Source organism: Paenibacillus agaridevorans (genome assembly GCF_003112455.1).
GTDB classification, from domain to species: domain Bacteria; phylum Bacillota; class Bacilli; order Paenibacillales; family Paenibacillaceae; genus Pristimantibacillus; species Pristimantibacillus agaridevorans.
In genome coordinates this window covers 24,698-34,155 of sequence record NZ_BDQX01000093.1, presented here as the reverse complement: position 1 = coordinate 34,155, position 9,458 = coordinate 24,698, and the positions used below count along the sequence as shown (strand labels likewise).

Annotated in this window: 10 protein-coding genes; 2 read left to right on the top strand and 8 right to left on the bottom strand. The window is 45.2% G+C overall.

What is annotated here, in order from left to right:
• From PAT3040_RS09725 to PAT3040_RS09700, 6 genes are all read right to left on the bottom strand, one after another.
• Positions 1 to 527, bottom strand: a 527-nt coding sequence (locus tag PAT3040_RS09725; protein ID WP_305778772.1) for an SGNH/GDSL hydrolase N-terminal domain-containing protein, incomplete at its 3' end; no start/stop codon positions are given.
• Positions 528 to 572: 45 nt separating this feature from the next.
• Positions 573 to 1,337 carry a Cof-type HAD-IIB family hydrolase gene (locus tag PAT3040_RS09720; RefSeq protein WP_108992462.1) on the bottom strand — a complete coding sequence of 255 codons (765 nt, stop codon included), beginning with the start codon at positions 1,335 to 1,337 and terminating at the stop codon, positions 573 to 575.
• Positions 1,334 to 2,170 (bottom strand): carbohydrate ABC transporter permease, encoded by an 837-nt coding sequence (locus PAT3040_RS09715; protein ID WP_087572032.1) that lies wholly within the window; start codon positions 2,168 to 2,170, stop codon positions 1,334 to 1,336. Before PAT3040_RS09715 ends, PAT3040_RS09720 begins: the two co-directional genes overlap by 4 nt.
• Before the next feature lie 29 nt (positions 2,171 to 2,199).
• Positions 2,200 to 3,135 (bottom strand): carbohydrate ABC transporter permease, encoded by a 936-nt coding sequence (locus tag PAT3040_RS09710; RefSeq protein WP_108992461.1) that lies wholly within the window; start codon positions 3,133 to 3,135, stop codon positions 2,200 to 2,202.
• Positions 3,136 to 3,250: 115 nt separating this feature from the next.
• Complete coding sequence (locus PAT3040_RS09705) at positions 3,251 to 4,717, bottom strand: ABC transporter substrate-binding protein (protein WP_108992460.1); 1,467 nt, start codon at positions 4,715 to 4,717, stop codon at positions 3,251 to 3,253.
• Between the two features lie 193 nt (positions 4,718 to 4,910).
• A complete protein-coding gene (locus tag PAT3040_RS09700) occupies positions 4,911 to 5,498 on the bottom strand; it encodes a YdcF family protein (RefSeq protein ID WP_108992459.1) in 588 nt (195 codons plus the stop codon).
• Positions 5,499 to 5,757: 259 nt separating this feature from the next.
• Between PAT3040_RS09700 and PAT3040_RS09695 the strand changes: the two genes are divergently transcribed.
• Complete coding sequence (locus PAT3040_RS09695) at positions 5,758 to 6,933, top strand: ROK family transcriptional regulator (protein ID WP_087572036.1); 1,176 nt, start codon at positions 5,758 to 5,760, stop codon at positions 6,931 to 6,933.
• Positions 6,934 to 6,951: 18 nt separating this feature from the next.
• On the opposite strand, the gene PAT3040_RS36900 is transcribed toward PAT3040_RS09695, so the two are convergent.
• Entirely contained in the window at positions 6,952 to 7,101 is a 150-nt protein-coding gene (locus PAT3040_RS36900) for a hypothetical protein (RefSeq protein ID WP_181376533.1), read from the bottom strand.
• A gap of 118 nt (positions 7,102 to 7,219) precedes the next feature.
• On the opposite strand from PAT3040_RS36900, the gene PAT3040_RS09690 reads away from it, so the two are divergent.
• On the top strand, positions 7,220 to 7,747 hold the full coding sequence (locus PAT3040_RS09690) for an SRPBCC family protein (RefSeq protein ID WP_258234916.1): 528 nt from the start codon (positions 7,220 to 7,222) through the stop codon (positions 7,745 to 7,747).
• Positions 7,748 to 7,820: 73 nt separating this feature from the next.
• On the opposite strand, the gene PAT3040_RS09685 is transcribed toward PAT3040_RS09690, so the two are convergent.
• The gene (locus tag PAT3040_RS09685; RefSeq protein ID WP_108992457.1) at positions 7,821 to 9,434 is read right to left on the bottom strand and encodes a response regulator; all 1,614 of its coding nucleotides are present in this window, start codon (positions 9,432 to 9,434) and stop codon (positions 7,821 to 7,823) included.
• Positions 9,435 to 9,458: the final 24 nt, after the last annotated feature.

Sequence of the window (9,458 nt, the reverse complement as noted above, 5' to 3'; positions counted from 1 at the left end):
GCATCGCTTATGTCAGCATCATGATCCACCCCTATCCACACCTCTTCTACCCCTTGGTAGAGCGGTAAGTTTAAGGTGACGGCCACCTCTTTTTTTGTATCCCACCGATAAAGCTTTGATTCATATTCACTTTCCGTTGGCTTGAATTTAGCCGCGGTGATAAAACTCTGCTCTCCCGGTTCTCCAAGATAGCAGTCAACTCCGCATTGCCCTGTAGGCGCCATATGATACATATTGGACGGTCCGGCAAGACGCACCCTTATGACCAGCCTCGAAGAATTGGTGCGAAAGCGAATTTGCCCGCCTGCCGTACAATAAGCAAGCGTATCAACCGCAGGCGGCAAGACAGCCCCGGAAGCGAGGGGCAGACGTCTGTAAATCCCATCCTGCGCAAGCCAAGGGAAGCCCGCGATATGAAAAGGCGCTTCGAGCGGAGAATGCCATCTCAACTGTTCGCCTTCCATTGTCTCCTGGTATATCGGGTCGCCCAGTTGATCTAAATTTATCTCTTTCGATTGAACATTCATCTGTAAGTTCTCCCCTCTGTCTCTACATGCGTACATTTGCCACGTTTACTCGATTTGGAATAAATACTTCCGAATCGCCTGAGCAACGCCATCCTCGTTGTTGGTAGCCGTGATTACGTCCGCTATGGATTTGATATGCTCTTCTCCGTTGGCCATCGCCACACCGAGACCTGCCGCCTTAAGCAGTTTCGCGTCATTATGACTGTCCCCCATGGCGATGACATCGGACATAGACAAGCCCAGCATCTGACATACTTGGCGTACTCCGCTTTCCTTTGTTATGCCTTGCACTGAAATCTCCATATTGACAGGGGCAGAGTGGGTAATCTCAAGCGATCCCCAACTGAGCATCTCTTCCTTTAGTCCCGCAAGCTTCTTATGGTCTTGACAGCCGATGCCGAATTTCATCCAATCCCGCTCGAACATCTCCGGCGTCCAGTCCTTGGCGCCTGTCAGGCTTTCTACACTATAGCCCCAATACCAATCGCCTCGTTCGGCAGCAATTGCGTGAATGCGGCGAATCGTTTCCCGAGGAATAAAGATGCGTTTATAAAGCCTGCCCGGCCCTTCCCATATCTCTGCGCCGTTGAGCAGCACCATTGGGGAGTCGAGACCAAGCTCATCCCAGATGCCCTTCGCGGTTTGCAAGCCTCTTCCGGTAGAAAATATGACTTTCACTCCGTTGTCTACGGCATATTGAATCCATTTTTTAGTCTCATCCGTTATTTGCTCCCGATCTGTCAGGAGAGTCCCGTCCAGATCCAGTGCAATCAGTTTATACTTCGCTTGTACCTGATGCATGACATTCATCCCTTCACCGCGCCCATCGTCGCACCTTCCATAAGTAGTCTCTGGAATAGAATATAAATAATAATGGACGGCACCATTGCAATGGTTACACCGGCAAACAAGGTTACCCAATCTGCAGTAAATTCCATTTGTTTATTGGCAGAATACATTTGTACCGCAATGGGATATTTCTTTGGATCGCTCAAATAGATGAACGGCGCCAAGAAATTGTTATAGAAGCCCAGGAACTTGAATACGCCGACAGTTACAATTCCCGGTGTAGACAACGGAACAATAACGCGCCAAAACTTTTGGAATAATGTCGCGCCATCCATCGTTGCGCTCTCCTCAAGCTCCACAGGCAGAGAACTCATAAATCCTCCGAGCAACATCAGGTAGAACACGCTTTCACCCAAACTGGACAACAGTATTAATCCCGTTAAGCTATTGGTCAAATCCAGTTCCCTCATAATGACATACTGAGGCACAAGCGCATTGATGCCAGGCAGGAACAGGGATAACATAATCAAGCCCCAAATCAGCTTTCTTCCTTTGAATGTCATTCGAGTAAGCGCATAAGCGTTAATGGTCGTAAAGAAAAGTCCCAGCACCAGACTTCCGCCAACATAATAGAGCGTATTTAAGAGTGATTGGCCAAAACCGTATTGATTCCAAGCCTTCGAATAGTTCTGCCACCTAAATTCAGAAGGCAGCGCCCATATATCTTGAAAAAATTCCGGATTGCTTTTTAACGATTCATAAATAACCCAGACTAAAGGAAATAAAATGGTTAGCGCCCAGGCATAAAGCACCACACGCCACACAATGTCCATTAACGTTCGTTTTTCCTTCAAATAGATCCCTCCGAACCTTCATATGGAAACTAATACTCGTAGCCTTTGTTCGGCACAAATTTATCGATTAACAGCTTGGCTGTTACTAATATAACGAACAGAATCATACCGACTGCGGAAGCGTAGCCGTAATTCCGATACTCTACGCCAAAGGCTAAGTTAAACATATAGAGGCCGATTACGTCCGTCGAACCAAATGGCCCCCCATTCGTCATAATGAGGATGATCTCGAAGCCCTTCATGGTGCCGACAACGAGGAACAAAGCGCTGACTCGGATAATTGGCGTAACGAGCGGCATCGTAATTTTAAACAAACGCGTCATATGGCCGGCTCCTTCAAGTATCGCCGCCTCGTACAAAGACTTTGGAATCGCCAGCATCGCATTGGCAAAGATTATGGCGTACAAGCCGACGCCTCCCCAAACCCATGCCGGGATAATGGATGCAAGCGCCGTGCTTTCATTGCCCAGCCAATAGAAATTCCCGATATCAATGCCGATGAATTTTAGAAGGCCGTTCAGCAAACCATACGATCCGTCATAAATGAAGGCCCAGAGGAGAGCGACTACGACCGTCGATAAAACGTTCGGGAAAAAAAACAGCACCTTCAAAAATTTATTTTCTTTATACGTTTTATTTGTAATCAGGTAGGCAAGAAGCAAAGAGATGATAATAACGAAGAAAGGCACTGTTATCATAAAAATCAAGTTATGGGTAAGCGCGCGCCAAACATATTTATCTTGGAATGCGGTGATGAAATTGGACAGACCGACAAATTTTGCATCCGTAAACCCGTCCCAATTGAGCATCGCATAATAGACAGACAGAATGTTCGGAAACAACGTAAAAAGCAAATAGCCGCCAAAGGGAGGCACAATGGCAATGAACAGAAATATCCACTTCTGCGTATTCGCTTTATCTAGACCCAGCTTGCTTGCAGTCTTCACAGCGGTTGAATCAGACACGTGAGGTCAACTCCTATCTTACTAGACGTTTATAAGTCATGTTCAGCGCGAAGCCTATAAGACCCTGAGGCTGCAATAGAGAAGCGGAGAGGAATCCTCCCCGCTCCATCACGTCTTAATTTTTCTTTTCAGCCTCTAGAGCTTTCTTCAGCAGTTCTTCAGCTTGCTCCAGAATCGGTTTCGGATCCTGCATGCCCATAGCAAATTTAGCGATATTCTCATTCATTAATTTTTCCGCTTGAGCAAGATTCGGATCGGAAATGTTGATAGACCGGCTTGCTTTAAAAGTTTGGGCATCATTATCCGCAATGTACTTCAGAACGGATTGGGCAGAGCTGGAAAGGTTAGCCGCTTTGGCAGGATCATCCGTCAAATCCTTGCGCATTGGCAAAGCGCCTGCTTTTTCGGCAGCAAATTGTTGATTATCAAGCGTAACGAGCCATGCGATCAATTCTTTAGCCCACTTTTTGTTCAACTCCGGCTTAGCGGCCCAAATATAGTTGAAGTTTGATGTTCCGCTACGAATCCAAAGCTTTTGATCGGTGTTGTCTCTGAAAGGAACAGCCATGTAGCCCCAATCGAAATCCGCAGGCGTTGCTTCTTTCATCTCATTCTCGACATGAGTCCCCGTAGATACCATTGCTGCTTGCCCTTGAATAACCTGCATTTGCGATTGCGTATGGTTCAATGCCGGAAGTCCTTCTGCAAAATAGCCTAGTTTGCCAAGCTCATAGAAGCGCGTCCAGGTTTCAACCGTCTCTGGATTTGTGTATTGAGGCAGACCATAAGTTCTATAATTATCGATAAACTCTTCGACATGGCCATTGATATCAGCCAGCTCAAAGTTCTTGGCTGTTCCGAAAGCCCAGTTATGGTAGCTTGGATGAATGCCAGGGAACGTAATTGGAGCAATGCCGTCCGCTTTAATGTCTGCTAGCAGCGCTTTAAATTCTTCCCATGTGTTCGGATTTTGGTTCCAGCCATGCTCTTCGAATAGCTTTTTGTTAAAGAACAACCCGCCAAAGCTGCTCGCCGTCGTAAATTCATATCTTTTCCCGTTGATCAGCGGCGTTGACTCGTACATGCCGGGCATCATAAGATCCTTGACCTTTTTGTCCGGTACGTCTGGAAGAGGGAAATCCCAAATGTCATCCATTGGTTCAAGCTTACCGGCTTCGGCGAGCCCAATAATGCCTCCGGAAGGCTCCGTATTGAATAGGTCAAACATGTCATTATCATTGCCTGCAGAGATTTTGGTAGAAAGAATCGTCTTCATATCGGCTGAAGCCGTGATGTCTACTTTGACGTTCGGATATTTGGCTGTGAACGAATCAACTGCATAATCGAACCATTCTCGGCCATAACCTCCAACAAAGAAGCCTACCTTTAGCGTTACTTTCTCAGTCTTTGACAATCCGTTCTCATAAACCTCTGCTTCTGCAGGCGCACTCGGCTTATCGGAGCCAGCAGGAGTCGCACTTGGACTAGGTCCGTTGTTTCCTGAGCATGCGGCGAGCATCGTTAGAGATAATACTGCCGCAGCACCCGTACTCATTAATCGATTCCTTTTTCCATTAAACATTTTTGTTCCCCCTCTTAATTAATAAATAAATTGGATTAACTATTCAAGGATAACTATGTTTTGTTAATTATCAATCAAATCAAGGTGAATACTTTGTAAATAAATAATGGCTTTGATCCCTTAAGCCTCACCTCCAAAATGATGTGTAAGCGTTTGCATATTGATTATTTAATAAGGCATGCCAGCAAACTTATCAATTGTTTTGAAAATCATTAATGGCCCTTTTAATAATCGGGAGAGTTAACCTGAAAGCCCGAATTTCCAAAAAGGTTAATTTCAACTGAAATATCGCAATGCTTCTAAAGCTTCGATTAGCACTGAAACCGCCTTTCATCCCAAGACGATGCATAATATACTTTGTCCGTCGAATATGGAATGAATTCGTTATAATGATAAAGGATTCCAGATGTTGCTGCTCCAATAATTGCTTGCTATACATTAAATTCTGAACCGTATTCAATGATTTATCTTCTTTCAATACTCTTTTTGCCGGAACGCCTCTCTCAACCAGATAATTTTTCATCAGATCCGCTTCCGAATGTCGTGAACCAACTGCTCCCCCCGATACAATGATGTATTTGTGCCCAAATTGCCGAAAAAGTTTGTAAGCCTCATCCAGTCTTTCCTTAAGCAAAGGATGTATTCGGCCGTCTTTGGATACATAGCCAAGTACAATAAGCGCATCTGCTTTGCCAGGTTTCAACCTAACTGCATGCAGCCAGCATATGTAAGTAAGGACCGCTATCGCCGCTGCTGCAATTATCCATCCCATCCATACCATGACTTGCTCCTCTAGTCATCAATTTGCTACACTTAATCAAATCAGTTTACAAATTAATCATATCTATTTTTTAAACAATGTCAATACAATCCTTAGCTTTTTTTGTATTGCGGGGTTAAAGTTTCTCATTCCGGCCTGCCTTGCAACTTTTATTCCCTTCGTATTAATGCTACACTTAGAGCAAAGTATGTGTATCATTTATCAAATGTTTTGAATCTCGATTCATATCTAATATGTTGTCGGAAAGAGGATGCATATCGTGGGAGATTCGGTCAAAAAAACTAGCCATATGTTACTAAAATCCATTAATCAGCAGAAGGTTCTTTTTCTCATTTATTCCGAAGGGCCAATCTCTCGCGTAGAGCTTTCAGAAAAGACCGGACTAAGCAGGCAAACCGTAACTAATATCGTTAACCGCCTGTTGGAGGAAAAAATAATCGTGGCTGGCGAGCTCATGGATCTGGAAGCAGGAAGCGGAAGGAAAAGAGTGGGCCTTCATATCAACAGCGGCAGCTTTTATGCCATTGGGCTTGAGCTCGCCGGTAAATATATTCGCGGGAAAGTGTACAACCTGCGTCAAGATGCCGTCGCATCGGCCGAACGCACGATTAACAAATATGGCTCCGTTGATGTGCTGCTAAAACTGCTCCATGAAGTCATTGACGAGCTGATTAGTCAAGTGCCCAACGCTTCCAAAATAAAAGGCATTGGCATCAGTATACAGGGCCTGGTGGATTCTCAGCATGGGATCGTTCTCCGGACGCCCGGCATAGGTTTTCATCGTCTGCGGCTCAGTCAGCTGCTCGAAGACAAATATCATATTCCTGTGCACATTGAAAATGATGTTAATCTTCTTTCCGTTTACGAAAACATGAATGGGTGCTTAAAAGAATCGAATAACAATATCACGATTAAGTTCGATTATGGTACCGGCGGCGCTATTGTCGTTGATAAACAAATTATAGCGGGTTCCAACTTTGTCGCAGGGGAATTCGGGCATTATAAAGGGTTCTATGGGGAAGACGCTTATCCTTGCCATTGCGGCAGATCCGGATGCTTAACGACGCTTGCTTCCAGCAGCGGGCTGGGTGTGTCTATCAAATGTACGCTGGATGAGTTTGCGGAAGGCATAAAAACAGGAGATGCCAAGTTCCTTAGCTTGTATGAAAAAATTGTCGATGGCATCTCGGTAGCCCTTTCCAACATTATTACATTTATTAATCCGGACAGCTTGCTAATGACTGGCCTTGTCATTCAATCGATCAGCCCCGAGATGTTCAGCGACATCAAGGCCAGAGTCATGCATCAACTGCCGGTAACGGTTAATAACGTACAAATGACATACCTGTATAACAAACCGGACGAAACGAAACTTGCTGCCGGTTTAGTGATTAAACGAGCGTTTGAAATTCCGCTTAATACTCTATCTCTTTGATCATGGGTAAATGCTCGTTTAAAGGCACTTCCTCTTCATTACGATTTTCGTTCCATACACGACTGCATCATTGTCGAACTGCTCGGACGTAAACGTCACTTGCTGTGTTGTTTCGCTGTTGTTTACCGCAAATATATACACATGATCATTGTAGCTTTTAACCATCATTCTTAAACTATCTGCTGTTGAATGTGTAATTGCCGGCATAGCTTCTTCGGATAGGATAACAGGTGCCCCCATGCGGTATAGTCGAAACATAACGTTCAGGTTAACGGGAGGGATTGTTGTGAGAAAATTAATAGGGAAAGCCGGCAAAGGCAAAGACCACGGCATTACGGTCAAACGTTCCTTTCAGGTTCCGCTTGCGCTGCTGTTCGAGGTTATCACGAAACCGGAGCATATGCAGCACTGGAAAGGCCCCCGCGGCTTCGTCATGACGATCGTGAGCGAGGACGTCAGGCCGGGCGGCAAGGTGCATTACAGCCAATCGAGTCCCGAAGGCCAGATCATGTGGAGCCTGCTGGAGTACGTCGAAATCGCGCCAAACGAGAAATTCGTATACACAAACGCCTTCTCCGACGAGGAAGGCAACACGCTGCGCGCTCCTTTTAGCCAGATGTGGCCGCTGCGCATCCTGAACACGCTCACGTTCCGCGAAGATGGCGACATGACGGAGCTGACGATGCACGGCAAAGCTTTCGAGACGACAAAAGCGGAAATCCAGTTTTTCGAATCGTTTAAGGAAAACGTGAAAGTCGGCTTCGCCGATACCTTCGAGCTGCTGGACGAATATTTGGCGAAGCTGCAAAAGTAGCGGCATGCTTGGAGAGCAGCGGTCGGTGCTTGCGTCAATGCAGGTGATACGACGATTACGCTGTGTAGCTGCTTTACGTCGCGCTATTCTTGTAATCGGTCGGCGAAAACCCGGTATATTTCTTAAAACACTGGCTAAAATATTGCGGGTTGCTGTAACCGACCTTATCCGCTACTTCATAGGTTTTCAAATCCGTTATGCGCAGCAGTTCCATTGCCGACTTCATGCGCAATTGCAGCAGATAATCGCTAAATGTAATATTTTTTTCCTTCTTAAATAGAATGCTCAAATAAGTAGGGCTGATATGAACGTATCCTGCGACATCGAGTAGGGAAAGCCCCTCCACCATAAAGTTTTTTTCCATGTAATCCATAGCGGTATGAATATTGCTTTTCATCTGACGTTCGCGTTGATGATTTGCGATATCGACAAAGTGTTTGGTTAACCGACGAAGAGCCGAAAACAACTCATCATTGGTTTGATACCGTTCCACATTTTGATTAAACAGGTAGAAATCCGTTACTTCGCCGGACTCCGTCACCAGCATTTCGCTGTCGCTTATCCACTCCTCGAACTCTTTGAACAGGGGAAGAGTAATTTCCACGCCGATCAAACGCAGTTGCGATAACGTTACATATTTCATCTCCAAAAGCATTTGCTCGATTTCGTCCAAAATGGAGAAGGCTTTATTCTCCAGGCCCAATTTCACGTTCATGGCAAACTCTTTTTCCAGTCCATGCAGCTTGATTTTTGCAAAACTGGATGGAGGCAGACCGGTATCGCCACTGATTAGCACTCGGTTCTTGCCAATCATATGCCGAAATTCAAACGTCGACTTGGCATCCCGATAGGACAACGAAATATCGCGGCAGCTATCGTAAATAAAGCCGATGCCAATGGACACTGTCGTTTTCAGATATTTCTCTATTTTTTGACGCATATTTTCAGCAATTTGAATCATTTTCTGCTGAATCAGGTCTTCCTCTTCCGTTTCAAAATAGATGATAACGATTTCATCATCTTGCGAATCGAATACGATTCCGCCATATTCATCCCGCATAATTTCCTCTGCTGCGTTCAGGATACAATATTTCAACATTTCTTTACCAAAACGGTTCTGATACTCGGGATAGCTGTAGTCGTCCGCTTTCAACAACAATACCGCATATTGGGCTTCCGGCAAAGAAATATTCAGAAACTCGCTATTGGTGCGAATTTCCTCCCCCGACATATTCCCCTTAATCAATTGCTCCAAAAAACGCTGACGCAGCAACGGCATGCCTTCAATTACTTTTCGTTTCATTTCCCGTTCGTATTCCAACTCCTTGATCGCGCGTTCCGCGGCCGACAAAAGAGACTGATTATCCACCGGTTTTAACAAATAATCAAATACTTTAAGCTGTAAAGCCTTCTTGGCCAATTCAAAATCGTCAAAGCTAGTTAACATAATAACTTTAATGTCCGGGTATTTTTCTTTGACAGCCTCTGTTAGCCCAAAACCGTCCATAAACGGCATACGTATATCCGTAACGATGACATGCGGTTGCTTCTCAGGAATAATCTCCAATGCCTCTTCTCCATCCCGGGCCGAACCGACAAGTTCAAATCCATGCTGCCGCCAAGGGATATTTCGGGTTAGTCCTTTCAGAATAATACTGTCGTCATCCACAACTACAACTTTATACATGAGAGCACCCCTTCACAATGCTGT